Source organism: Pseudarthrobacter arbutini (assembly GCF_054510915.1).
Map to the genome: position 1 here is coordinate 1 of NZ_JBTNDQ010000001.1, position 21,421 is coordinate 21,421.

Annotated in this window: 22 protein-coding genes, 1 pseudogene and 1 riboswitch; of the genes and pseudogenes, 7 read left to right on the forward strand and 16 right to left on the reverse strand. The window is 65.4% G+C overall.

Features of this window, described 5'->3' with window-relative positions; all coding sequences use genetic code 11:
- The 6 genes and pseudogenes from ACX80V_RS00005 to ACX80V_RS00030 form a co-directional block, all read left to right on the forward strand.
- Nucleotides 1–1,782, forward strand: a pseudogene (locus ACX80V_RS00005) (transketolase-like TK C-terminal-containing protein); the annotation flags it as partial.
- Between the two features lie 183 nt (nt 1,783–1,965).
- Entirely contained in the window at nt 1,966–3,210 is a 1,245-nt protein-coding gene (locus ACX80V_RS00010; RefSeq protein WP_056349053.1) for a PucR family transcriptional regulator, read from the forward strand.
- Between the two features lie 88 nt (nt 3,211–3,298).
- On the forward strand, nt 3,299–4,228 hold the full coding sequence (locus ACX80V_RS00015; protein ID WP_485841494.1) for an ACP S-malonyltransferase: 930 nt from the start codon (nt 3,299–3,301) through the stop codon (nt 4,226–4,228).
- Complete coding sequence (locus ACX80V_RS00020) at nt 4,225–5,286, forward strand: beta-ketoacyl-ACP synthase III (RefSeq protein WP_248760169.1); 1,062 nt, start codon at nt 4,225–4,227, stop codon at nt 5,284–5,286. Before ACX80V_RS00015 ends, ACX80V_RS00020 begins: the two co-directional genes overlap by 4 nt.
- An 81-nt stretch (nt 5,287–5,367) precedes the next feature.
- Entirely contained in the window at nt 5,368–5,613 is a 246-nt protein-coding gene (locus ACX80V_RS00025; protein WP_009359314.1) for an acyl carrier protein, read from the forward strand.
- Nucleotides 5,614–5,766: 153 nt separating this feature from the next.
- Nucleotides 5,767–7,002 (forward strand): beta-ketoacyl-[acyl-carrier-protein] synthase family protein, encoded by a 1,236-nt coding sequence (locus tag ACX80V_RS00030; RefSeq protein ID WP_485841495.1) that lies wholly within the window; start codon nt 5,767–5,769, stop codon nt 7,000–7,002.
- A 158-nt stretch (nt 7,003–7,160) separates the two neighbouring features.
- Here the strand turns inward: ACX80V_RS00030 and ACX80V_RS00035 are convergent, their stop codons facing one another.
- The 16 genes from ACX80V_RS00035 to ACX80V_RS00110 all read right to left on the reverse strand — a co-directional run bounded on the left by ACX80V_RS00035 (nt 7,161) and on the right by ACX80V_RS00110 (nt 19,342).
- The gene (locus tag ACX80V_RS00035) at nt 7,161–7,664 is read right to left on the reverse strand and encodes a DUF3145 domain-containing protein (RefSeq protein ID WP_056349065.1); all 504 of its coding nucleotides are present in this window, start codon (nt 7,662–7,664) and stop codon (nt 7,161–7,163) included.
- A 271-nt stretch (nt 7,665–7,935) separates the two neighbouring features.
- The gene (locus ACX80V_RS00040; protein ID WP_485841496.1) at nt 7,936–8,862 is read right to left on the reverse strand and encodes a tyrosine recombinase XerC; all 927 of its coding nucleotides are present in this window, start codon (nt 8,860–8,862) and stop codon (nt 7,936–7,938) included.
- Between the two features lie 50 nt (nt 8,863–8,912).
- Nucleotides 8,913–10,097 (reverse strand): DNA-processing protein DprA, encoded by a 1,185-nt coding sequence (gene dprA, locus ACX80V_RS00045; RefSeq protein ID WP_252601570.1) that lies wholly within the window; start codon nt 10,095–10,097, stop codon nt 8,913–8,915.
- 13 nt (nt 10,098–10,110) lie between these two features.
- Nucleotides 10,111–11,655, reverse strand: a complete 1,545-nt coding sequence (locus ACX80V_RS00050; RefSeq protein ID WP_485841497.1) for a YifB family Mg chelatase-like AAA ATPase — start codon at nt 11,653–11,655, stop codon at nt 10,111–10,113.
- A complete protein-coding gene (locus ACX80V_RS00055) occupies nt 11,656–12,012 on the reverse strand; it encodes a YraN family protein (protein WP_111909355.1) in 357 nt (118 codons plus the stop codon).
- 122 nt (nt 12,013–12,134) lie between these two features.
- Nucleotides 12,135–12,461, reverse strand: coding sequence for a DUF2469 domain-containing protein (locus tag ACX80V_RS00060; RefSeq protein ID WP_056349080.1), 327 nt, complete (start codon nt 12,459–12,461; stop codon nt 12,135–12,137).
- A gap of 93 nt (nt 12,462–12,554) precedes the next feature.
- Entirely contained in the window at nt 12,555–13,283 is a 729-nt protein-coding gene (gene rnhB / locus ACX80V_RS00065) for a ribonuclease HII (RefSeq protein ID WP_485841754.1), read from the reverse strand.
- Between the two features lie 11 nt (nt 13,284–13,294).
- Entirely contained in the window at nt 13,295–14,146 is an 852-nt protein-coding gene (lepB, locus tag ACX80V_RS00070) for a signal peptidase I (protein WP_485841498.1), read from the reverse strand.
- On the reverse strand, nt 14,147–14,824 hold the full coding sequence (gene lepB, locus ACX80V_RS00075; protein WP_485841499.1) for a signal peptidase I: 678 nt from the start codon (nt 14,822–14,824) through the stop codon (nt 14,147–14,149).
- A gap of 84 nt (nt 14,825–14,908) precedes the next feature.
- Nucleotides 14,909–15,268 (reverse strand): 50S ribosomal protein L19, encoded by a 360-nt coding sequence (gene rplS / locus ACX80V_RS00080; protein ID WP_056349088.1) that lies wholly within the window; start codon nt 15,266–15,268, stop codon nt 14,909–14,911.
- Nucleotides 15,269–15,511: 243 nt separating this feature from the next.
- On the reverse strand, nt 15,512–16,384 hold the full coding sequence (gene trmD, locus ACX80V_RS00085; protein ID WP_485841500.1) for a tRNA (guanosine(37)-N1)-methyltransferase TrmD: 873 nt from the start codon (nt 16,382–16,384) through the stop codon (nt 15,512–15,514).
- On the reverse strand, nt 16,385–16,930 hold the full coding sequence (gene rimM, locus ACX80V_RS00090; RefSeq protein ID WP_485841501.1) for a ribosome maturation factor RimM: 546 nt from the start codon (nt 16,928–16,930) through the stop codon (nt 16,385–16,387).
- Nucleotides 16,931–17,042: 112 nt separating this feature from the next.
- Nucleotides 17,043–17,285: an RNA-binding protein gene (locus tag ACX80V_RS00095; protein WP_056349097.1), complete on the reverse strand. Its 243-nt coding sequence runs from the start codon at nt 17,283–17,285 to the stop codon at nt 17,043–17,045.
- A gap of 1 nt (nt 17,286) precedes the next feature.
- Entirely contained in the window at nt 17,287–17,703 is a 417-nt protein-coding gene (gene rpsP / locus ACX80V_RS00100; protein WP_056349101.1) for a 30S ribosomal protein S16, read from the reverse strand.
- A gap of 212 nt (nt 17,704–17,915) precedes the next feature.
- Complete coding sequence (locus ACX80V_RS00105; protein WP_248760155.1) at nt 17,916–18,353, reverse strand: hypothetical protein; 438 nt, start codon at nt 18,351–18,353, stop codon at nt 17,916–17,918.
- A gap of 113 nt (nt 18,354–18,466) precedes the next feature.
- On the reverse strand, nt 18,467–19,342 hold the full coding sequence (locus ACX80V_RS00110; RefSeq protein WP_485841502.1) for a VOC family protein: 876 nt from the start codon (nt 19,340–19,342) through the stop codon (nt 18,467–18,469).
- Between the two features lie 155 nt (nt 19,343–19,497).
- Nucleotides 19,498–19,605: riboswitch (TPP riboswitch) on the forward strand.
- Between ACX80V_RS00110 and thiC the strand changes: the two genes are divergently transcribed.
- On the forward strand, nt 19,600–21,417 hold the full coding sequence (gene thiC, locus ACX80V_RS00115; protein ID WP_485841503.1) for a phosphomethylpyrimidine synthase ThiC: 1,818 nt from the start codon (nt 19,600–19,602) through the stop codon (nt 21,415–21,417). Its footprint overlaps the riboswitch before it by 6 nt.
- Nucleotides 21,418–21,421: the final 4 nt, after the last annotated feature.

The following is a 21,421-nucleotide window of genomic DNA, read 5'->3' on the forward strand; positions in this document are numbered from 1 at the left end:
TCATCAAGGTCGTCTGGGGCCGGGAGTGGGATGACCTGCTCACCAAGGACGCCGACGGCTCGCTCGTGAAGATCATGAACGAGACCCCGGACGGTGACTACCAGACCTACAAGGCAGAATCCGGCGGGTTCGTCCGCGAGCACTTCTTCGGCAAAACCCCGCAGACCAAGGACATGGTCGCGGACCTTTCCGATGACGAGATCTGGAACCTCAAGCGCGGCGGCCACGACTACCGCAAGGTCTACGCCGCGTATAAGGCAGCCACCGAATTCAAGGGCAAGCCCACCGTCATCCTGGCCAAAACGGTCAAGGGCTACGGACTCGGACCCCACTTCGAGGGCCGCAACGCGACCCACCAGATNGGTCACCGACGAGCAGCTGGAGAAGGACCCGTACCAGCCCCCGTACTTCCACCCGGGCACAGATGCGCCGGAGATCCAGTACATGATGGAACGCCGCGACCAGCTGGGCGGTTCTGTTCCTGAGCGCCGCTCCAAGCACCAGGAGATCGCCCTCCCGGAGGCAAAAACGTACGAGGTTGCCAAGCGCGGTTCCGGGAAGCAGCAGGCGGCCACCACCATGGCGTTTGTCCGGCTCCTCAAGGACCTTATGCGGGACAAGAACTTCGGCAAGCACATCGCGCCGATCATCCCCGATGAGGCCCGCACGTTCGGCATGGATGCGTTCTTCCCCACGGCCAAGATCTACAACCCCAAGGGCCAGAACTACCTGTCCGTGGACCGGGACCTGGTCCTGGCCTATAAGGAATCGGCCCAGGGCCAGCTGATCCACCCCGGCATCAATGAGGCCGGAGCCGTCGCGGCGTTCACCGCCGCCGGAACCGCCTACGCCACCCACGGCGTACCGCTGATCCCGGTGTACGTGTTCTACTCCATGTTCGGTTTCCAGCGCACCGGCGACGCCTTCTGGGCCGCCGGGGACCAGATGGCCCGCGGGTTCATCATCGGCGCCACCGCCGGGCGGACCACGCTGACCGGCGAAGGCCTCCAGCACGCCGACGGCCACTCCCCGCTGCTGGCCTCCACGAACCCCGCAGTGGTCACGTACGACCCCGCCTACGGGTACGAGATGGGCCACATCATCCGGGACGGCATCGAGCGTATGTACGGGCCCGATTCGGCTGACCGGAACCTGATGTACTACATCACGGTCTACAACGAGCCCATCACGCAGCCCGCAGAACCCGAAGAGCTCGACGTGGAAGGTGTCCTCAAGGGCATCTACCTCCTGGCTCCGGCGAAGATCGACGGTCCCCGGACCCAGATCCTGGCCTCCGGCGTCTCGGTTCCCTGGGCCATCGAAGCCCAGCGGCTGCTCGCCGAGGACTGGGGCGTCTCCGCCGACGTCTGGTCCGTCACGTCCTGGAACGAACTGCGCCGCGACGGCATGGCCGCCGAGGAAGAGGCGTTCCTGAACCCGGGCAAGCCCGCCCGTGTTCCGTTTGTGACCCAGCAGCTTGCCGGTGCCACAGGACCCGTGGTTGCGGTCTCGGACTACATGAAGGCCGTCCCGGACCAGATCCGCCAGTTTGTGCCGAACGAGTTCGCCACGCTGGGTGCGGATGGCTTCGGCTTCTCCGACACCCGCGCAGCTGCCCGCCGCTTCTTCAAGAACGACATCCACTCCATCGTGGTCCGTTCCCTGGAACTGCTGGCGCGCCGCGGCGAAGTTGATGCCCAGGCCCCGGCCCAGGCCATCGAGAAGTACAAGCTGCACAACGTCAACGCCGGTTCCACCGGCAACGCGGGCGGCGAGTCCTGATGACCTCCCGCTGACCTGCTGTCAGCGGAAATGAACGACGACGGCGACCCTCACCGAAAAGGCGAGGGTCGCCGTCGTCGTCCCCTGCCTCTCTGGACAGGAGGCAGCCTGTGATGCAGGTCCAACAACGTTGTAGCCTTTGCACAAATGGAGCTTGCCGGGCAGGCACCGTATGCTCGTAGGATGCCAGAGCCAACCACCCCGCCCGTGAAGCGCAAGCCGTCCTCGCGTAGCATGACACCGGAGAAATCCGAAACCCTGAAAAAACTCCGGGCAAGCGTGGGCCAGCTCTCCACCACCACCCTTCGGCAGCTGGAAAAGTCGCTGCCATGGTATTCGCGGCTCAGCTCCGACGAGCGCTCGGCCCTGGGCATGGTGGCGCAAAACGGCATCGCAGCGTTTGTCACCTGGTATGAGCGGCCCAGCTCACCGTCGTGGATCCTCACCGACGTTTTTGGGACGGCCCCCACCGAGCTGACGCGCTCCATCAGCCTCCAGAAGGCGCTCCAGCTCATCCGCATCGTGGTGGAAGTGGTGGAAGACCAGGTGCCGGTCATCGCCCCGGAAGCTGACCAGCCCTCCCTCCGCGAGGCGGTGCTGCGGTACTCACGGGAAGTGGCCTTCGCGGCGGCAGACGTGTACGCGCGGGCGGCCGAGTCCCGCGGTTCCTGGGATACGCGGCTGGAAGCGCTGATCGTGGACGCCATCCTCCGTGGCGAAAACACGGACGCGCTGCGGTCCCGGATCGCCGCGCTGGGTTGGAAGGCACAGGAGAGGTTCACCGTGATGGTGGGCAATTCGCCGTCTGAACCCAGTGCCAGCTACGTCAGCGAACTGCGCCGCCTGGCAGGCCGCTACGCAGAGGATGCGTTGGTGGGCATCCAGGGCGACCGGCTGATCCTGATCCTTGGCGGCGTCCAGGACCGCGAGACCGCATACCTGAAACTCAGCGAAATGTTCGCCCCCGGCCCGGTGGTCTACGGTCCGGAAGCCGGCTCCCTGCTGGAGGCCAGCGGCTCAGCGCAGTCTGCCTTTGCCGGCCTGACCGCGGCAAGGGCGTGGCCCGCCGCTCCCCGGCCCGTGGCCGCCGATGACCTGTTGCCGGAACGCGTCATCTCCGGTGACGAAGCGGCGCGACGCTCCCTGGTGAAGAACATCTACCGTCCGCTTGTCGCCGCCTCCAACGGGCTGGTGGAGACCTTGGGCACCTACCTGGAGTTGGGCCATTCCCTTGAGGCGACCGCCCGCGAATTGTTTGTCCACGCCAACACCGTCAGGTACCGGCTTAAGCGCGTCTGCGACGTCACAGGCTGGGATCCGCTGCTCCCCCGGGAGGCGTTTGTGCTGCAGGCGGCGTTGGTTGTCGGGCGGCTGTCGGCGCCGCCAAAAGCCCCGGCGGAGCGTCATCCGGCGCGGAATCAGCCGTGAGTCGTTGTAGACTTCCTACAATCTGACCCCTTGAGCTTGGTGCAGTGAAACACCGCTGGATGACCCCGTAATTTGGAAAGCTGGATACGTGCTTGCAATAGTCTGCCCTGGACAGGGCTCACAGACCCCGGGTTTTCTGACCCCTTGGCTGGAACTGCCTTCGGTAGCAGGCCATCTGGCCTCCCTCAGTGAGATCGCAGGCATCGACCTGACAGCCCACGGGACCACCTCTGACGAGGACACCATCAAGGACACCGCCGTTGCGCAGCCCCTGATTGTTGCCGCCGGGCTGGTGGCCGCAAAGTCGCTGTTCGACGTCGAACTCGGCACGCTTCCTGTGATCCTTGCCGGCCACTCCGTCGGTGAAATCACAGCCTCGGCCCTCGCCGGCGTGCTCACCGAGCAGGAAGCCATGACGTTCGTCCGTGAACGCGCCAACAGCATGGCCGCCGCCGCTGCCGTGACCCCCACCGGCATGAGTGCCGTGGTGGGCGGGGACCCTGCAGAGGTCCTGGCCGCCATCGAGGCTACCGGCGCGACACCGGCCAATGTCAATGGAGCGGGCCAGACCGTGGCAGCCGGAACCTTCGAACAGCTCAAGGCCCTGGCGGACAACCCGCCGGCGAAGGCGCGGGTCATCCCGCTGAAAGTGGCCGGGGCGTTCCACACCTCACACATGTCCCCCGCCGTGAGCGCCCTCGAGTCGCTCAAGCCGGGCCTCAAGCCGCAGAAGCCGCAGGTGCCCCTGCTGTCCAACTTTGACGGCCGGGAAGTGACCGACGGCGGCGCCGCCGTCGAGAGCCTCATCGCGCAGGTCTCCCGGCCGGTCCGCTGGGACCTCTGCATGGAAACCCTTGTGCAGCGCGGCGTCACCGGTGTCATTGAGCTGGCCCCCGCCGGCACCCTGGCCGGGCTCGCCAAGCGCGGCATGCCCGGCGTCAAGACCGTTGCAGTCAAAACCCCGGACGACCTCACGGCCGCACTGGCACTCTTCGCAGAACTGGAGGGAAACGCATGAGCGTTCCCACGCTGAAACAGGTTCCCGTAAACGAATACAGCCGCATCATCGGCCTCGGCGCATTCCGGCCTGACGTCATCGTCACCAACGACGACGTCTGCCAGTGGATTGATTCCTCGGACGAATGGATCCGCCAGCGGACCGGCATCGTGACCCGGCACCGGGCCGCTGCCGACGTCAGCGTCATCGATATGGCCGAGGGCGCTGCCCGGGAGGCCCTGCAGCAGGCAGGCATCGAAGCCTCCCAGCTGGGTGCAGTCATCGTTTCCACCGTCACCCACCCGTACGCCACGCCGTCAGCTGCCGCCGCGCTGGCTGACCGCATCGGTGCGACGCCGGCTCCGGCCTTCGATATCTCGGCCGCTTGCGCCGGGTACTGCTACGGCATCGCCCAGGGTGATGCCTTGGTCCGCTCGGGCACGGCCACCTACGTGCTGGTGGTCGGTGCGGAGAAGCTCTCCGACGTCATCGACAACCGGGAACGTACCATTTCCTTCCTGCTGGGCGACGGCGCGGGCGCTGTTGTCATCGGCCCCTCGGACACCCCCGGCATCGGACCCTCGGTGTGGGGTTCGGACGGCAGTAAGTGGGACGCCATCGGCATGACGCGTTCCATCCTGGATGTCCGGGACCTCAGCATGGCCGCCCGCCAGTCCGACGAGCCCGGCGACTTTGCCCTGCTCGAAGAAGCGCAGGAGCTCTACCCCACACTCCGCCAGGACGGGCAGACCGTCTTCCGCTGGGCGGTCTGGGAAATGGCCAAGATGGCACAGCAGGCTTTGGAGGCCGCGGGCGTCAAGGCTGAAGACCTCGTTGCGTTCATCCCGCACCAGGCCAACATGCGGATCATCGATGAGATGGTCAAGAAACTGAATCTTCCTGAATCGGTCACCGTGGCCCGGGACATCGCCGATGCCGGAAACACCTCGGCGGCCTCCATCCCCCTTGCCACCCACCGCCTGCTCAAGGAAAACCCTGAGCTCAGCGGCGGCCTCGCACTCCAGATCGGCTTCGGCGCCGGGCTGGTCTTCGGTGCCCAGGTAATCGTCCTTCCTTAGGAACGCCCCATACAGGCCGCATCCGCGGACTGCACCGTTTCCGGCATCCCCTGCCGGCAATAACAAGAAAAGGAGCCATCAATGGCTAGCAACGAAGAGATCCTGGCCGGCTTGGCTGAAATCGTCAACGAAGAAACCGGCCTTGCCCCCGAGGCTGTGGAACTGGACAAGTCCTTCACGGAGGACCTGGACATCGACTCCATCTCCATGATGACCATCGTGGTCAACGCCGAAGAGAAGTTCGGCGTGCGTATCCCGGACGAAGAGGTCAAGAACCTCAAGACCGTGGGCGACGCCGTCAGCTTCATCGCAGGCGCACAGGCCTAGCCAAGGCTTCAGCCCCTTAAGGCTGACTGGACTGCCGGTCCGTGCTCAGGCCGGACCGGCAGTCCACCACATTTTTTCGGCAGCCAGCTGCCCCACACGCGGGACCCCGCCGGACAACCGGATACGGCCTGCGCACCGACAGAGAGTGATCCAATGACACGCAAAGTAGTCATTACCGGTCTGGGTGCCACCACGCCCATCGGCGGCGACGTACCCACCATGTGGAACAACGCGCTGAAGGGGGTCTCCGGTGCCCGCACGCTCGAAGACGAATGGGTCGCCAAGTACGAACTGCCGGTCCACTTCGCCGCCCGCTGCTCCACTCCCGCCTTGGAGGTCCTTAGCCGCGTTGAGGCCAAGCGGATGGACCCCTCCACCCAGTTCGGCGTTATCGCCTCCCGTGAAGCCTGGGCCGATTCCGGCATCACCGAGATTGACCCCGACCGCCTTGCCGTTGCCTTCGCCACCGGCATCGGCGGCGTCTGGACCCTGCTGGACGCGTGGGACACGCTGAAGGAAAAAGGCCCCCGCCGCGTCCTGCCCATGACGGTGCCCATGCTGATGCCCAACGGCGTCGCAGCAGCCGTCAGCCTTGACCTTGGCGCCCGTGCTGGCGCCCATACCCCCGTTTCGGCCTGCGCGTCGGGCACCGAGGCCCTTCACCTGGGCCTGGAGCTGATCCGCTCCGGCAAGGCCGACGTCGTGATGTGCGGCGGCGCCGAGGCGGCCATTCACCCCATGCCCCTGGCCGCGTTCTCGTCCATGCAGGCGCTTTCCCGCCGCAACGATGACCCCCAGGGCGCCTCACGCCCCTACGATCTGGGCCGCGACGGCTTTGTGATGGGCGAAGGCGCCGGCGCGCTGGTGCTTGAGGCTGAGGAGCATGCCATTGCCCGCGGCGCCCGCATCTACGCCGAACTGGCCGGCACCTCAGTGACGGCCGACGCTTACCACATCACCGCCCCGGACCCGCAGGGCCTGGGCGCCACCCGCGCGCTGAAGGCAGCCATGTTCGACGGCCGGATCCAGGCCGAGGACGTTGTCCACGTCAACGCGCACGCCACCTCCACTCCCGTAGGTGACAAGCCCGAGTACACGGCGCTCCGCGCATCGCTGGGGAACCACATCGACAACGTCGCAGTGTCCGCCACCAAATCGCAAATGGGCCACCTTCTGGGCGCGTCCGGTGCCGTGGAGGCAGTACTCACCGTCCTGGCCGTGTACCACCGCAAGGCCCCGGTCACTATCAACCTGGAGAACCAGGACCCGGAGATCCCGCTCGACGTCGTCACGTCGGCGAGGGATCTGCCGGCAGGCGACATCGTGGCGCTGAGCAACTCGTTCGGCTTCGGCGGCCACAACGCCGTGATCGCTGTCCGCAGCATCTAGCAGCAGCGCGGGAACAGCAAGTACCGCAGACGAAGCAGAGGCCCCGCCATGTGGCGGGGCCTCTGCTTTTGCTATGGAGCGCCGCCTTCCGATCCGGCACGGCTGCTGCCGGGACAGCGGACAGGAAGTAAGTACGACGGCGTGATGTCCGACGGCGGTCAGCCCACCTGGTGCAGCCAGCGGACCGGTGCGCCCTCGGCTGCGTGGCGGAACGGCTCAAGTTCCTCGTCCCACGCCTCACCCAAGGCCAGGGAAAGCTCGTGGTACACGGCGGAGGGATCGCCGGCACCCGATTCGTAGGCGTAACGGATGCGGTCCTCTGAGACCATGATGTTGCCGTGGACATCCGTCGTGGCGTGGAAGATTCCCAGTTCGGGGGTATGCGACCAGCGGCCGCCGTCAACTCCCTGGCTCGGCTCTTCAGTGACCTCGTAGCGAAGATGGGCCCAACCGCGAAGTGAGGATGCCAGCAGCGATCCGGTGCCCGGGGTTCCTGTCCAGGAGAGCTCGGCGCGGAACATTCCGGGCGCGGCAGGCTGAGGGGTCCACTCTAGATCCGTCCGCTTGTCCACGACGGATCCAATGGCCCACTCAACGTGCGGGCACAGTGCTGTAGGGGCTGAGTGAACAAACAGCACACCGCGGGTCATTGCAACAGACATTCCATCCTCCATAGCTGTAGGTACGTCTTCCCCAACGACCTCTGCCAGGATGAAACTGCCCGGTGCTGTACGTTCCAGCGGCGGTGTTCCCTGATTATTAAGCTGTGTCCGGACTTGCGGGTGACGCGCGAAGCGAAATAGCTTCAAGCGAAACTTGAAAGTTGCCGGACGTGACTCTTATTGTGCCGTACGCCGCGTAATTACGCCAGTGCGATTCGCCATAGGTGACACGGTCCTGGAATTACCCCGCGTTGGCGGTAATCCCTGGCTCTCAGGCCCGGGGATGGGCCTGCTGGTAGCTGCTCCGGAGCCGTTCAACGGACACATGGGTGTAGATCTGCGTGGTGGCGAGACTGCTGTGGCCCAGTATTTCCTGGACCGCACGAAGATCCGCCCCGCCATCGAGCAGGTGCGTTGCCGCAGTATGCCTCAGCGCGTGCGGGCCGGTCGCCGAGGTGTCGCCCAAAGCTTCGAAGAGAGCATTCACCACGGTCCTGACCTGGCGCTGGTCAACACGGTTTCCTCTCGTGCCCAGGAAAAGCGCCGGTCCGCTGTGGCCGGTGGCCAGGAGCGGCCTGGCCCTGCGGAGCCAGTCGTCCACGGCCACAGCGGCCGGGACCCCATAGGGAACCGTCCGTTCCTTGTTGCCCTTGCCGACCACCCGCAGGGTCCGGCGGTCCGGGTTGAGATCGTCCACATCCAAGGCGGCCAGCTCCCCCACCCGCAGCCCCGTGGCGTATAGGAGCTCCACCATTGCCCGGTTGCGCACCGGCACCGGCGACCCGTCAGCCGCGGCTTCCGCAAGGCTGTTCAGCAGCCTGAGGAGTTGCTGGGACTGCAGCACCCCCGGCAGTGACTTTTCCGCTTTGGGAGCCCTGAGGCGCAAGGCAGGATCGGTCTCGATAAGCTCTTCCCTCATGGCCCACGTGGTGAACGAGCGCGCAGTGGCCGATCTCCGCGCAAGGGTGGCCCGGGATATCCCGGCCTGGCTCTGCGCCCCCAGCCAGCGTCGGAGGGTGCCCAGCTCGAGGCCGGGCAGATCCGTGACACCCTCGGAGGCGGCGTACGCCAGGAGGCTTCGAAGATCGGACAGGTATGCCCGAAGCGTATGCCCGGACCGGGCCCGCTCGGCGGTCAGGTATCTGCCGAAGTCTGCAAGTGCCTGCTCAAGCGCCCGGGACAGTTCCTGATTCTGCACTGTTCCACTGTCCCAGAACTCCGCGGGAATCCCGTGCCGGACACAGGCAACTACGCTAATTCCTTGGCCCTTTTCCAGCCGCCCCTTTCTGAAGCTGCGAGCCCCAGCAGGCCTAGCCTGCCCAACCCGGCCCGCACGGAGTCCGCACTGAGGCCGGCAACTGCGCAGAGCTTGTCCACGGACGTGGTGGACCGCAGCGGCAGGGCGTCCAGAAGGATCAGGTCCTCCAAGGTCAGTCCGTCATGGTCGGCCGCATGCGCTGTCCCGGGCGCCGCAAGCCCCACGCCGCTTGGGGATGCCAGTTCGGCGATCTCCGCCGCGTCAGTCACGCAGACAGCCCCGCCATCCCGGAGCAGCCGGTGGCAGCCGGCGGAGTTGGCGCTGTGCACGGACCCCGGCACAGCTCCCACCGCGCGGCCAAGCGTCTCCGCGTGGTGGGCCGTGTTCAGCGCACCGGACCGCCAGCGCGCTTCCACCACCACCGTCACTGCGGCCAAGGCCGCGATCAGCCTGTTCCGTTGGAGAAAGCGGTAGCGGGTGGGCGCCGACCCTGGCGGCACCTCTGCGAGCACCGCTCCCTGGTTGCAGACCGCCCTCAGGAGATCCTCGTTGCCGGACGGGTAGAACCGGTCCACACCGCCAGCCATCACCGCGATGGTAGGCACCGCCGCTGATCCCCCAGCCAGTGCTGCCCGGTGCGCGTGGGCGTCGATGCCGTACGCGCCCCCGGAAACCACGGTGAAGCCCCGCTGAGCCAAGGAGTAGGCGAGGTCCCCGGTCACCGAGGCGCCGTAGCTGGTGCTGTCGCGGGACCCCACCAGCGCCACGCTCCGGGCCGGACCGGGAAGCTCCTGTTCCAGGCCCCGCCACCAAAGACAGATGGGCTCCTGCATCCCAAGGTCCCCGAGCTGGGCAGGCCAGAGATCATCCGACGGGATAATCAGCCGGCCGCCAAGGCGTGCCATGGTGGCCAGGTCACGCTCGGGCGCCAGATCCGGAATGCGGGGAGCCCAGCGTTTGAGGGAGGCAGCCATCCCCGCCCAGCTGGTTCCGGCGCCGTTGTCCGCCAGCAGTCCGGTGATCTCCCGCTCCAGTGCCGGGCCGGCGGCCGCCTGGCCCGTGGCGATTTTCAAGGCGTCGGGTGCGCCGGTGGCCTGTACTAGGGCCAGTCCGGCCGCGTCCTGCGGTTCCATGAGCCGCGACAGGGCGGCCCGGGCGATCCGTTCGTTGTCCATGTGGTTTCTTCCTTCACGCAGCTGCCGAGGCAGCCTGCCGGAGGCCAAGGGCCTGGCCGATGTCGTTCGTGTCGGGCATGTCGCGCTGCGACAGGTCCGCCAGGGTCCAGGCCAGCCGGAGAACCCTGTCATAGCCCCTGGCGGTCAGCACGCCCCGCTCCAGTGAGTGGTCCAGGATCCGCGTGGCGCCGGCCGGCAGCCGCAGGGCGCCGCGCAGAATCCGGCCGTGCACCTGCGAGTTCGTTTCCATTCCCAGCGGCCGCAACCGTTCGGCCTGGCGCCGGCGCGCGTCGCCTACCCTCCGTGCCACGGCGGCTGTGTCTTCTTCGGCGCCCGCCTGGCCGAAGTCGGCCAGTGACACGCGCTCCACCTGCAGCTGGATATCCACCCGGTCCAGCAGCGGACCGGACATTCTGGCCACGTAGCGGCGCCGCATCATAGGCGTGCACGTGCAGTCCAGGCCTTTGCCCGAAGCCTTGCCGCAGGGACAGGGATTGGCGGCAAGGACCAGCTGGAACCGGGCAGGGTAGGCTGCCGTTCCTGCCGAGCGGTGAATGACCAGCTCCCCGCTCTCCAGGGGCTGGCGAAGGGCATCCAGGACGCGCCGTTCGTATTCCGGGGCCTCGTCCAGGAACAGGACACCGCGGTGCGCCCGCGACGCCGCACCCGGGCGCGGCAACCCCGATCCCCCGCCGATAATGGCGGCGGCTGTAGCCGAATGATGCGGGTTTTCGAACGGCGGCCGCCGCACAAGCTGAGCGGCGGATGAGGGAAGGCCGCAGAGGGAGTGGATGGCAGTGACTTCCATGGCCTCGTTGTCGGCAAGGTCCGGCAGGAGACCGGGAAGTCTTTCGGCCAGCATGGTCTTGCCCGCACCCGGAGGTCCGGTCAGGAGCAGGTGGTGGGCGCCGGCAGCGGCCACCTCGAGTGCACGTCTGGCTTCGCCCTGGCCGGAGACGTCGGCCATGTCAGGAACGGCCTGGGCCCCCGGTTCGGAGTCCCCGTGACCGGCCTCGTCCTCCGGCTCGAAGTCCAGTGCGAGCTCTTGCGGGTCTGCACCGAAATCGAGCGCCAGCCGCGCCAGCGTGCGGTACCCCTTGACGTTGGCTCCGGGGACCAGCGATGCTTCGCCGAGGTTGGCGTGCGCGACCACCACGTCCGGATAGCCGGCCTGCACCGACGCCATCACTGCCGGCAGGATGCCGCGCACCGGCCGTAGCCGGCCATCCAACCCGAGTTCGGCGATGAAGACGGTCCGGCCGGTGGGCTTGATGTCATTTGCGGCCCTCAGGACTGCCATGGTCACGGCAAGGTCGAAGCCGGAACCGCGTTTGGGCAGCGACGCAGGGATGAGGTTGGCCGTGATCTTTCGCCGGCTCAACGGAATTCCGGAATTTTTGGCCGCGGAACGTATGCGTTCCTTGGCCTCGTTGAGGGCGGCGTCCGGGAGGCCCAGGATCACGAATGCCGGCAGGGTCTGGCCAATATCGGCTTCTACCTCGACGATGTACCCGTTCAATCCCACCAGCGCCACGGAGTAGGCCCGGCCCAGCGCCATCTACCCCACCCCCTTGAGGTGTTCCACCAGGGGTTCGCCGCCGCCGTCGTCCACCACGGCAATGACGTCCACGCGCCGTAGCGGCATCCGCAGCTCCCGGTCCCGGCACCATGCCGAACCAAGCCGATGCAGCCGGGCGAGTTTGTCCGGCCCTACAGCTTCGAACGGGTGCCCGTAGTCCAGGGAACGGCGGGTTTTCACCTCTGCGATGACCAGGGCGTCGCCGTCCAGGGCCACAATGTCTATTTCACCCTCGGTGCAGCGCCAGTTGCGTTCCACCACCAGCATGCCGAGCGATTCAAGATAGCCGGCCGCGAGTTCCTCGCCGCGCCGGCCCAACAGGTCTTTGGATTTCATTTCTACCTCCGCAACCAGCCTGCAGTGGCAGGACAGCGGAGGACAGCAGGCTATTCGCGTATGTGGGCAACCCGGGAAAACCGCCCCAATACAGCGGGCTGTGGAGGAGCAGTGGGCCGGCGTCAGTTGCCGAGGTCAGCGTCCTTCGGCAGGGCGAGTTCCTCGTTGCGGGGCAGTTCTTCGACGTTGACATCTTTGAACGTCAGGACACGGACTGTCTTCACGAACCGTGCCGAACGGTACACATCCCACACCCAGGCATCCTGGAGCGTCAGATCGAAGTAGACCTCGCCGTCGGCGCTTCGGGCCTGCAGGTCAACGTGGTTTGCGAGGTAAAAGCGGCGTTCGGTCTCGACAACGTAACTGAAGAGCCCGACAACATCGCGGTATTCACGGTAGAGCTGCAGCTCCATGTCGGTTTCATAGTTTTCAAGATCCTCTGCACTCATGCTTCCATCTTGCACCATCCAGGGCGCCGCAGTCGCAGCGTCCGCGCCGCATGAGCCCCACACCAGTACGGCAGGCACTGGAGCGGCACGGAATCAGAGTTCGCCGCCCAGAAGGTTCCAACTCACACGGTGGTACGGTGTGGCTCCGGCGGCGCGGAGCGCGTCCCGGTGAATTGCCGTGGCGTAGCCTTTGTTGACGTCCCAGCCAAACTCGGGGTATTCACCGTGCAGGCCGCGCATCTGCTCGTCGCGTTCCACCTTCGCAATCACACTGGCTGCGGCCACGCTCAGGCACTGCATGTCCGCCTTGATCTTGGTGTGGACCGGGGCAAGGCACGCGAAATCCACGGGTGGCTCGTCAAACAGGGAAGGCTGCCCGGCGGGCGAGAGCCAGTTGTGGCTGCCATCGAGCAGCACCACATCTGGGCTGATGCCGGCCGCAAGGATGTCCTGCCAGGCGCGCGTACCGGCCAGCCGCAGCGCAGCAATAATGCCCAATGCGTCGATCTCCCGCGCGGAAGCGTGCCCGACGGCGGACGCAACACTCCAGCGTCTGACCAGCGGTTCCAGCCGTTCCCGTTCGGCGGGGCTGAGGAGCTTGCTGTCCCGCACACCGGCCAGGGGCTTCTGGGTGTGGAGGTCCACGACGGCGATTCCGACGCTCACCGGTCCTGCCAGCGCCCCCCGTCCCACTTCGTCCACGCCGGCCAGGTAACGGGCGCCCTGCGCTTTGAACGTCCGCTCATGCCGGAGCGTCGGTGCTTTGGAGCGGACCCCGTCCGTCTTGCGGGCTGGAGCCTTGGACTCGGTGGCCGGTATCACTGCGGACACCCCTAGCCTCCCGCAGGCACATTCCGGAAGACGGCCGGATAATTGTCAAGGACAGTGATCCTGTTCAGCGGCCATGCGATGACGGCGGCTTTGCCCTCTACGTCCACGAGGTCGATGAATCCGCCATTGGATTCCAGGTGCGAGCGGGAATCCGCGGAGTGGTTCCGGTTATCGCCCATGACCCAGACCTTTCCTTCCGGAACAACGACGTCGAAAGCACGGATCTGCGGTTCCTCAGCCCCGTTGACATAGGTTTCATCAATAGGAGATCCGTTGATGGTCAGTTTACCGCCGTCGTCGCAGCAGATCACCTTGTCACCGGGAAGCCCGATGACACGTTTGACGAGGTGCTGCTCGGAGTTGTCCGGCAGCAGTCCCACAAATGTCAGGCCGTCCTGGACCCAGGTGAAAGGTCCGTTCGGTTCCTCCGGTGCGGTGCTCAGCCAGCCCTTGGTGTCACGGAAGACCACAACGTCGCCGCGTGAGAGGGAAAACGGCTCCGGAACCAGCAGGTTCACGAAGATGCGGTCGTTGACGTCCAGGGTGCTGACCATGGACTCGGACGGAATATAGAACGCGCGGAACAGGAACGTCTTGATCAGGAAGGACAGCACCACGGCGATCACCACTACCGTGGCAACCTCCTTCAGCCAGACAAAGAGCTGGCTGGGGGCGGCGGGCTCGGAAGTCGGTGCCGCGGATCGCCTGCCGGACTGTGGCGCCGACGGGCTGCCATCCGCCACGCCGTCCGACGCGCCGCCGCCGGAAATCGCGTTGGCGGACATACCGTCGGTGTCGGCACCGGGGGCTCCTTCGCGAGGCGGCTCAGGTGTCCGGGGATTGTTCTCGGGCATTTACTGTCCGTCCTCTGTTGTTGATCCTGCCGCTGGCGGCCGTAGTACTGCAGCAAATCTATCAAGTGGCCAAACGATCTGGACCGGCCTGCCGATGACACGGTCCATTGGCACCATGCCTCCGCCGGGCGCACCGAGCAGGCTGCGCGAATCAGCGGACGCCGAGCGGTGGTCACCGAGCAGCCAAAGCCTTCCGTCGGGCACCAAGGCGCTGAAGACCTGCGTGCTTGGGCTGTCTCCGTCGAACAGATACGGCTCCTTGAGTGCCTCGCCGTTGACGGTGATCTTTCCGTCTGCATCGCAGCAAACCACGGTGTCCCCCGGCATGCCGATGACACGTTTGACGTACGTGGTGTCACTGCCGGCCAGGCCTAGCCACTGCCCGGCCGCTGCAAGGGAATCCACAAGGGGGCCCTTCCCACTGTGCAGGGGAGCAAACGAACCCCTGCCGTCGAAGATCACAATGTCGCCCCGACGGATGGGTTCGGCACGGAAGTCTGTCCTGGAGACCAGGATGCGGTCCCCGTTCGCAAGGACCGGCTCCATGGATTCGGACGGTATGTAATAGACATCCAGCCACAGGGAACGGACCAGCCCGCTGATAGCCACGGCCAGGAGAACTGCCAGGAACGCAAAACGCCAGCCCATTCTTCTGGGCTGGCGTTTTGTCTGGTCCATGATCCGTATTCCTGGGGCGCTGTTGCGAAGGGCTCCGGCGCTGGCCTGGTGCGGCTGGGGCCTGCTTTGTAGGTCCCTGGGGACTTACTTCTTGGGCTGGAAGTCGCGCTTTTCCTTGATCTTCGCAGCCTTGCCGCGCAGGTCGCGCATGTAGTACAGCTTCGCGCGGCGCACGTCACCCTTGGAGACGACCTCGATCTTGTCGATGATCGGGGAGTGCACCGGGAAGGTACGCTCCACACCGACGCCGAAGGAGACCTTGCGGATGGTGAAGGTTTCGCGAAGACCGTCGCCGTGGCGGCCCAGGACGAAGCCCTGGAATACCTGGACACGGGAGTTCTTGCCTTCGATGATGTTCACGTGAACCTTGAGGGTGTCACCCGCGCGGAAGACAGGAACATCGGTGCGCAGCGAGGCTGCATCTACGGAATCGAGAATATGCATAATTGCACTCCTGGTGAACGCCACAGGTCATTCACTTTGGGTCACGGCGGGCAAGCCCGGAAGTACCGGAAATTACCGCCGAAAATTAAGTGGGGCCGATTCCTTCACTGGTTGAAGGTCCCGGGGTGTCCAGCTGTTGGTTGCGCTCCCCCTGTGGCAGGTGCGGACCCAGCAGACACAAAGACTAATTTTGCCACACTCGCGGGCCTACAGCCAATCGCATTGGACCACAGACGCTCCGGTTCAGGTTGAGGCGTCGGTTCCGGTGTCCGTGCTGGTACCGGCCTGCCGCCGCGCCAGGAGGTGACCGTCGACGACGTCGTACCCGAGGTCGGCGAAAGCCGTCCGGTCGGCACGTGGCAGCTTCCCGGCGTCGAACGCTTCCAGCAGGTCCGGACGGCGTTCCGCCGTCCGCCGGTACTGCTCGTGGCGGCGCCACTGCGCGATCTTCCCGTGGTTGCCGCTCAGCAGCACTGCCGGGACATCCCGGTCCCGCCAGCTGGCGGGCTTGGTATACACGGGGTATTCCAGCAGCCCGTCCGAATGCGACTCCTCCACCAGGGAATCAGGGTTGCCCACAACGCCCGGCAGCAGCCTGCCTATGGCTTCGACCATGGCCAAAACGGCCACTTCGCCGCCGTTCAGCACATAGTCACCAAGGCTCATGGGGCGCACCGTGAAGTGCTCTTCCGCCCACTCGATGACACGCTCGTCGATGCCCTCATAGCGGCCGCAGGCAAAAACCAGCTGGTCCTCTTCTGCGAGCTCATGGGCCAGGGCCTGGTTGAAGCGCTCCCCTGCCGGAGACGGGACGATCAGAACCGGTTTGGCGGGCTCGGCCGCCGTGGCCTCGGCGCCCCGTGCGGCTTCGCCGGCTCCGGCGACAGCAGCTGCGGCAACGGCAGCCAACGCCTGCGCCCAAGGCTCAGGCTTCATCACCATGCCGGCGCCGCCGCCGTACGGGGTGTCGTCCACTGAGCGGTGCTTGTCGGTGGTGAAATCACGCAGGTCATGGACGCGCAGGTCCAACAGGCCGTCCTGGCGGGCCTTGCCAATGAGCGAGAGCTCCAGGGGCGCCAGGTACTCCGGGAAGATACTGACGACGTCGATTCTCATCTACGCGTTTTCCTCCGCTTCACCAGGGCCGGCTTCGCCGTCGTTGACCTCAAAGAGACCCTCCGGCGGCGTCAGCAGGACGAAACCATCGGCCACATTGACCTCCGGAACGATCTGCTCCACAAACGGGACAAGGATTTCCTTGCCGTCCGGCGTTTCAACAACGAGCAGGTCCTGGACGGGCAAGGTGTGCAGGGCGGCGATCTTGCCGACCACCTGCGACCCGACGCGCGCCTCGAGCCCTACCAGTTCGTGCTCGTACCAGCCTTCGTCGTCGTCCTCGTCCAGCTCTTCGGTTTCGATGAAAAGCTTGGCGCCGCGCAGGGTCTCTGCCTGGTTGCGGGTCTCGATTCCTTCGAATGCGAGCAGCAGGATGTCCTTGTTCCAGCGCGCACCCTCAACAATGAGCGGGCCAGCCGATGCAGGCTCCACCACAAACTCGGTACCGGGAACAAACCGGTCCCCCGGAGCGTCGGTCAGCACCTGGACCGTCACTTCGCCGCGGATTCCATGCGGTTTGCCGATTCGTGCCACCTGAAGCTGCATCTGTTCCTCTGTTTCGGTTGTGGATTCTCCACGGTCTTGTGGTGAAAGCACTCCGGCCCCTCCACCGTTGCTGGTGGAAGGGCCGGAGCAAAAAACTGATGTTGCCGAGCGCTTAGCGGCGGCGGTCGGTGTCGACGACGTCGACCCTGACCGGCTCGCCGTCTGCCAGTGCCGCCACAACGGTGCGCAATGCCCGTGCGGTGCGGCCCTGGCGGCCGATCACCCGTCCCAGGTCATCCTGATGAACACGAACCTCGAGGGTGTCCCCGCGGCGGTTGTTCTTCGAGCTGACCTTGACATCTTCCGGCGAATCAACGATTCCCCGGACGAGGTGTTCGAGCGCTTCTGCCAGCAATCTACTCAGCCTCGGTGGTCTCTGCCTCGGCCGGGGCCTCGGCTGCGTCAGACTGCTTCGACTTCTTGGTGATGGCTTCCGGGATGATCACGGAACCCTTTTCCGGGGCAACAAAGGCAGCCTTCGGAGCTTTGGTCTTCAGGGTGCCTTCCTGGCCCGGCAGGCCCTTGAACTTCTGCCAGTCACCGGTGATCTTCAGGATCGCGGCAACCTGCTCGGACGGCTGTGCGCCGACGCCGAGCCAGTACTGGGCACGGTCCGTATCCACCTCGATGTATGAGGGCTCTTCGGTGGGGTGGTACTTGCCGATCTCTTCGATGGCACGGCCGTCACGCTTGGAGCGTGCGTCCATGACGACGATGCGGTAGTACGGTGCGCGCATCTTGCCAAAGCGCTTAAGGCGAATCTTTACGGCCACTTTTGTGGTCACTCCTGTTTCAGAAAAGGGGTGAACCGACGTTCTGCACCCGTGGGGCGGGCCATACTTGAGGGTTCGAAGGACAGGATCCGGACGCGGAGAGAGGGGCCACGCAGATCGAGTACCTGTTTATTGTGCCAGATCAGCGTCCGGATTTCGACTTGACACGTCGGGATGGGGCAGCCGGGCGGACCCGGCGGGCCACGGCCGGCCTACGACGACCAGACATACACGCCGGTGCGTGCGGCGTCATCGACGGAGTTGGCAAGCTCAGCGAACTGCTGGACATACGTCCGGGCCTCGGCTGCGCCGAACGGCATGTCATCCTGGGCGGCCCACTTTTCAGCGACGTCGTCCAGGACATTGCCTTCGCCTTCAGTCTCGTAGCTGAGCAGGTCGGCGAGCGCACGCACCATGGCCCGCGGGACCCCGAGGAGGGAATCACTGGCCACGTCAACCATGGCCAGTTCGTAGTCCGCGCCACCGGCGTGCACCGCAACGCCGGCAAGATCGCCAAGCTGCTCGATTTCGAAATCGCTGATTCCGGGAATCCGCAGGGCCTGGCCCGCCGGGGAGCCGCCTGCGTCCAGGACGTCCGCCCGCTTCAGTGCGGCATCGTGAGTGGAAACAAAAATTTCAGTGAAGCCCATGGGAACAGCCCTCATTCCGTCGACGGTGCGGCCTGGAAGGGCAGCAGCAAGTGCCGCCCCGGCCGTTCAGAATCAGCCTAGTACAAGGCAGGCCGCACATTTGGCATCCGCACTCAGCGGACGGCGACACGGATATTGTTGCGCCACGGGTCCTCGAAGCGAAGCTCGGCGCCCGTGTGGTGCGAGGCCACGCCGGCGACCTTCAGGCGGTCGGCGAGCGCTCCGACGTCATCCCCGGAAGGGACCTCGATGAGCACTTCGCCGAGGCCCAGGGTGTTCTTGCGGGGACCGGCTCCGCGGCTGTTCCAGACGTTCATGGCCATGTGGTGGTGATACCGGCCCGCGGAGACAAACAGTGCCTGCCCGTGCCACCCGGCTGTCTTTTCGAAGCCCAGCGTACCCACGTAGAAATCGTGCGCTGACTGGACGTCGCCCACCCGGAGGTGGACGTGGCCCACGCCGGCTTCGCTGGCCCGCTGGCCGGCCACGGATTCCTGGGTCAGGTGCTGCTCGAGGTAGCGCTGCGGCGGCAGTGCCAGGCTGTCCATCACTACATCCTTCCCGTTCCAGGACCAGTTTTCGCGGGGCCTGTCCCAGTACAGTTCGATGCCGTTGCCTTCCGGGTCATTGAAGTAGAAGGCCTCGCTGACGAGGTGGTCGGCGCTGCCGGTGAAGGATCGGGGTTCGTACTGGGCGGCGGTGGCTACTGTGGCGGCCAGCGAAGCCTGGTCGTCAAACAGCAGTGCGGTGTGGAACAGCCCGGCCTCTCCCCTGCCCGGCAGATTCAAGGACGGAGCGGCCGCGAGATGGACCAGCGGGCGTTGAAGGCGGCCAAGATAGACGCCGCCGTCCTGTTCCGCGACGACCTCCAGGCCGAGCGCACGCTGATAGTAGTCGGTCATCAGCTTCATGTCGCCCACCTTGAGCATCACCGTGCCCATGGAGAGGTCGGCAGGAAGGAGATCCCGGCTGGTGGCTTCTGCAGTCATGTGAACACTCCCGGTCCGTTGGCCTTCTGATGGAAGGCGGCTATGGTTCCAATTTACTTGAAGCTTCAATTTAATTCAAGTGTCGGAGCAGACAGATTGCGACCGCTTTCCGGTGATTGCTGTCACCAGTCCACCCTCGGCCTGTGGTAGCTTCGACTTGACCACACGGGAGCCCTTGCAGGGGCTGAGATCGGGCTGACGCAGCCTGCGACCGTTGAACCTGTCCGGGTAATGCCGGCGAAGGAAGTGAGTATTCATTGAATACACAAGAAACACAGCTCATCCCTGCCCAAAATGGGGCCGACGTGGATCAAACGCTCCAGCCTGAAACCCAGTCACTGAAGTCCCACTCGCTGGCGTTTATCAACGATGAGGCCACCGGGATCCGGGTACCCGTGACCGAGATCGCCCTCGAACCGTCGCCAAACGGCGAGGCGAACGGGCCTTTCCGGACCTACCGCACGGCGGGACCGGGCAGCGATCCGGTGGTGGGCCTCAACCCGTTCCGCTCAGAGTGGATCGCAGCCCGCGGAGACACCGAGCCCTACAGCGGCCGGGAGCGGAACCTGCTCGACGACGGCAAGTCGGCCGTGCGCCGCGGCGCAGCCTCTGCGGAATGGAAGGGCGCGCAACCGGTCCCCCGCCGCGCCGTCGAAGGCAAGACCGTCACCCAGATGCACTATGCGCGGCAGGGGGTCATCACCCCCGAAATGCAGTTCATCGCCCTCCGCGAAAACTGTGATGTGGAACTGGTCCGCAGCGAGGTGGCGGCTGGCCGGGCCATCATCCCCAACAACATCAACCACCCGGAATCCGAACCGATGATTATCGGCAAGGCCTTCCTGGTGAAGATCAATGCCAACATCGGCAACTCGGCCGTGACCAGCTCCATCGCCGAGGAAGTGGACAAACTCCAGTGGGCCACGCAGTGGGGGGCTGACACGGTGATGGACCTGTCCACCGGCGATGACATCCACACCACCCGGGAATGGCTCATCCGCAACTCTCCTGTGCCCATCGGTACGGTGCCCATCTACCAGGCGCTGGAGAAGGTCAACGGCGAGGCCAACGCCCTGACGTGGGAGATCTACCGGGACACGGTGATTGAGCAGTGCGAGCAGGGCGTGGACTACATGACCATCCACGCCGGTGTGCTGCTGCGTTACGTGCCGCTGACGGCCAACCGCGTCACCGGCATCGTCTCCCGGGGCGGCGCGATCATGGCCGGCTGGTGCCTGGCCCACCACCAGGAGAACTTCCTGTACACGCACTTCGACGAGCTGTGCGAGATCTTCGCCAAGTACGACGTCGCGTTCTCCCTGGGCGACGGACTGCGCCCGGGAGCGACGGCGGACGCCAACGACGCCGCCCAGTTCGCCGAGCTGGACACCCTGGCCGAACTGACCCAGCGGGCGTGGGAATTCGATGTGCAGGTCATGGTGGAAGGTCCCGGGCACGTCCCGTTCCACCTGGTGCGGGAGAACGTGGAACGCCAGCAGGAACTCTGCAAGGGCGCCCCGTTCTACACGCTGGGGCCGCTGGTTACTGATATTGCCCCGGGCTATGACCACATCACGTCCGCCATCGGCGCCACGGAAATCGCCCGGTACGGCACGGCGATGCTTTGTTACGTCACGCCCAAGGAACACCTTGGCCTCCCGAACAAGGACGACGTGAAGACCGGTGTGATCACCTACAAGATCGCCGCCCACGCAGCAGACCTGGCCAAAGGCCACCCCGGCGCCCATGAACGGGATGATGCCCTGTCCAAGGCCAGGTTCGAGTTCCGCTGGCGCGACCAGTTCGCGCTGTCCCTGGACCCGGTCACGGCGGAGGCCTTCCATGACGAGACGCTGCCCGCCGAACCGGCCAAAACCGCCCACTTCTGCTCCATGTGCGGCCCGAAGTTCTGCTCCATGAAGATCAGCCAGGACATCAGGGACGAATACGGTTCCGCCGATTCGCAGGCGGCCATCGCCGAGGCCTACAGCGGGATGCGCGAAAAGAGTGCGGAGTTCCTGGCCGCCGGCGGGAAGGTCTACCTCCCCGAGCTTCGGATCCCGGCCGGGAGCTGACGGC

Coding starts and splice junctions, on each gene's coding strand:
- rimM (WP_485841501.1), bottom strand. CDS start 16,930: ATGCAGCTTCAGGTGGCACGAATCGGCAAACCGCATGGAATCCGCGGC.
- trmD (WP_485841500.1), bottom strand. CDS start 16,384: ATGAGAATCGACGTCGTCAGTATCTTCCCGGAGTACCTGGCGCCCCTG.
- ACX80V_RS00110 (WP_485841502.1), bottom strand. CDS start 19,342: ATGACTGCAGAAGCCACCAGCCGGGATCTCCTTCCTGCCGACCTCTCC.
- ACX80V_RS00035 (WP_056349065.1), bottom strand. CDS start 7,664: ATGTCTGTTGCAATGACCCGCGGTGTGCTGTTTGTTCACTCAGCCCCT.
- lepB (WP_485841498.1), bottom strand. CDS start 14,146: ATGCCCGAGAACAATCCCCGGACACCTGAGCCGCCTCGCGAAGGAGCC.
- ACX80V_RS00030 (WP_485841495.1), top strand. CDS start 5,767: ATGACACGCAAAGTAGTCATTACCGGTCTGGGTGCCACCACGCCCATC.
- ACX80V_RS00055 (WP_111909355.1), bottom strand. CDS start 12,012: ATGAAATCCAAAGACCTGTTGGGCCGGCGCGGCGAGGAACTCGCGGCC.
- ACX80V_RS00025 (WP_009359314.1), top strand. CDS start 5,368: ATGGCTAGCAACGAAGAGATCCTGGCCGGCTTGGCTGAAATCGTCAAC.
- lepB (WP_485841499.1), bottom strand. CDS start 14,824: ATGGACCAGACAAAACGCCAGCCCAGAAGAATGGGCTGGCGTTTTGCG.
- ACX80V_RS00020 (WP_248760169.1), top strand. CDS start 4,225: ATGAGCGTTCCCACGCTGAAACAGGTTCCCGTAAACGAATACAGCCGC.
- ACX80V_RS00010 (WP_056349053.1), top strand. CDS start 1,966: ATGCCAGAGCCAACCACCCCGCCCGTGAAGCGCAAGCCGTCCTCGCGT.
- dprA (WP_252601570.1), bottom strand. CDS start 10,097: ATGGACAACGAACGGATCGCCCGGGCCGCCCTGTCGCGGCTCATGGAA.
- ACX80V_RS00060 (WP_056349080.1), bottom strand. CDS start 12,461: ATGAGTGCAGAGGATCTTGAAAACTATGAAACCGACATGGAGCTGCAG.
- ACX80V_RS00105 (WP_248760155.1), bottom strand. CDS start 18,353: ATGGGCTTCACTGAAATTTTTGTTTCCACTCACGATGCCGCACTGAAG.
- rplS (WP_056349088.1), bottom strand. CDS start 15,268: ATGCATATTCTCGATTCCGTAGATGCAGCCTCGCTGCGCACCGATGTT.
- ACX80V_RS00050 (WP_485841497.1), bottom strand. CDS start 11,655: ATGGCGCTGGGCCGGGCCTACTCCGTGGCGCTGGTGGGATTGAACGGG.